Source organism: Olleya sp. 1-3 (assembly GCF_002836085.1).
GTDB lineage: Bacteria > Bacteroidota > Bacteroidia > Flavobacteriales > Flavobacteriaceae > Olleya > Olleya namhaensis.
Genome location: NZ_PJBW01000020.1, coordinates 1 through 2,231, shown reverse-complemented (window position 1 = coordinate 2,231; position 2,231 = coordinate 1). Strand labels below are relative to the sequence as shown.

The 2,231-nt window shown below is 30.6% G+C and carries 2 protein-coding genes; both read right to left on the bottom strand.

Translation table 11 applies throughout. The features are described from left to right. Positions 1 to 136 precede the first annotated feature (136 nt). A complete protein-coding gene (locus CXF54_RS12855; protein WP_101203861.1) occupies positions 137 to 820 on the bottom strand; it encodes a hypothetical protein in 684 nt (227 codons plus the stop codon). 142 nt (positions 821 to 962) lie between these two features. After that, positions 963 to 1,766 carry a hypothetical protein gene (locus CXF54_RS12850; RefSeq protein ID WP_101203860.1) on the bottom strand — a complete coding sequence of 268 codons (804 nt, stop codon included), beginning with the start codon at positions 1,764 to 1,766 and terminating at the stop codon, positions 963 to 965. Between the last annotated feature and the right edge of the window lie 465 nt (positions 1,767 to 2,231).

The following is a 2,231-nucleotide window of genomic DNA, read 5'->3' as shown; positions in this document are numbered from 1 at the left end:
ATTGTGTATGGTTAGTTGCGTGATTTAAGGAACTAAGTTAGCAAATAAATCACAGATAGAATATTCCGCAGGAATGTTCGTAAGTAGGCTAGAAGCAAGCAATTAATTATACGCGGTGTTAGCAAACGTATTTTTTTCAATTACTCATTTCCGCTATAATTATTCTTTTAATATAATAATCGTTCAAGTCGACTTTATTCGCTAATATTCTTTTAGCTGTGAAATAAAACGGAATTATTCCAAAGTCGTTTCTGTCTGTTACAAATGAACTTAAAAATTCAGATTTGCTTGCAATTGAGTTAAGTGCCTTAATGTATTTTCCGTTATGATTTGTCCTAACAAAATTCATATACTTTTTTAAGATGGAATCTTTAGAAATCTCTTTTTCGTCAAAAGGCATTGTCATAGCGCCTTTTTCAAATGTTCCATCTGATTTTTTGCATTGAGTTCTAGCTTTAACCAATAAAGTTTTATCATTCCAAGGATTTTTTTCAATCCAAGTAGAGTCGGCAACACAAAATATTTCTAGGCGTAATTGGCTCTTATTAAAGATATTTTTACTTTTTTCGGTTATCGCTAGAGAATGCTTAATTTTTCCATCACTTATTTCGGTTAGGAACTTTTTATAGGCATTTTCTATGTCCAAATTCGGATATTGAGTTTTTAGAAAACCATTCTCAAATTCAGAAACTAATAAGTTTAAAGTATTCGTGTTTTCAGTTCCTAAAACTTCATCAAATTCAGTTGGTTTAAGTTCCGTTTTTTTGTCTGAACAATTAAAAATTAAAAGAAGAATTATGAATATTTTGATGAATTTCATTGGTTGGTCATATGTTTGCTAACGTTGTTGTATATGGTTTGTTGCGTGGTTTAAACACCTAATTTAGCAAATAAAAACCGAATAGAAAATCCGCGAGGATTTTCGTAAGTAGGCTAGAACTAGCAATAAATTATATACGGTGTTACCTGCTGGCTTTATATTCGTTTAAATATTTATTTCCTTGTTCAATTAAGTATTTTGCATTTATAAAATCAGTTTTGGATTCGTGAATTATAAATCCATTATTTAGGTAAACCCGTTTTTTTTCATTTTCTCCATTTGATTGCTTGTTTACCCTTTCCGCATAGATTAATAAACCATTTTTGTAATAATAGTTTTCGGTCAGATAATTGTCTGTAGAGGCTGAATATTCAATTCGTATTAAGTCCTTGTTTTCAGGGTAATAATATTGGTAATATTCAAAACCACCAGTTTTATCAAAGTTTTTACCGTATTCAATTATTCCTTCCGTAATTGATGATTCCAATTCATTATCAATACTTCTATGGTAAGTATATTCGGTAATCTCTCGAATAATAGTTATATCTGGTAAATCTTGGCTTTTTACTCTTTTATATTTTGCTCCTTTTCTAATTTTTTCCTCTTTCCAATCGTAGTAATAAATAATATCTTCATCACTTATTTTATAACGTCCAACTTCGAAACTCTCGTTGTTTGGCTTAAAAAAATAAAACTCTCCGTCTTTTCTGAAAGTACCATTTGTCTCAATAGATTTAAAATATCGATAATCGTCTTTTTGTGATTTATCGTCGAGTCTAAAATTCCGATGACAATATGTAGAATCTGAATATATTATTATTTCTTGGATTGCATATTTTTTTTCGATTTCAAAAGTTTTGCTTTCAACTTTATAAATCCGAATTGCATTTTGTCCGTATGAACTGAAAAGTGGTAGAATTAATAATGTCCAAAAAATGTATTTCATTAGTTCGTAAGTTTTTTCAGCTTGCAGGTAACGTGCTTGTGCATGACTTAGTATGCGTTATTAAGTCAACTAAATTAATAAATAAAAACTACCCATTAGTGAAATTCGGCAGAATTTCACGATACGCATAAAACAAGCATATTAATTATGCACGTTGTTGCCAGGCGTGGAATTTTGCTAATTATTTCACATAATCAATGTCATTCCGTTTGAGTGAGATTCAACACAACAGTTGGAGTTCGGCAATAGTTTCGTCCGCTTTTAATTCGGTTTTGAGTGAGGTTCAACAGTTTGATTTTCACACAAACTTGCTAAAATTCCGCAAACCATATAAATTCCATTTAAGTAGAATTTCGCCAGAGTGAAATTCAGTTTACAGTAAGTTTTTCGGAGTTTGAGTCGGCAGAATTTCGGTGATTTTAAAGTTCTGTTTTTTCAGTTTGAGTGGAATTCCGCTATGCTTGG

What these genes read in the sequence shown, in the direction of transcription:
- CXF54_RS12855 (WP_101203861.1), bottom strand. Translation starts at nt 820, where the DNA reads ATGAAATTCATCAAAATATTCATAATTCTTCTTTTAATTTTTAATTGT.
- CXF54_RS12850 (WP_101203860.1), bottom strand. Translation starts at nt 1,766, where the DNA reads ATGAAATACATTTTTTGGACATTATTAATTCTACCACTTTTCAGTTCA.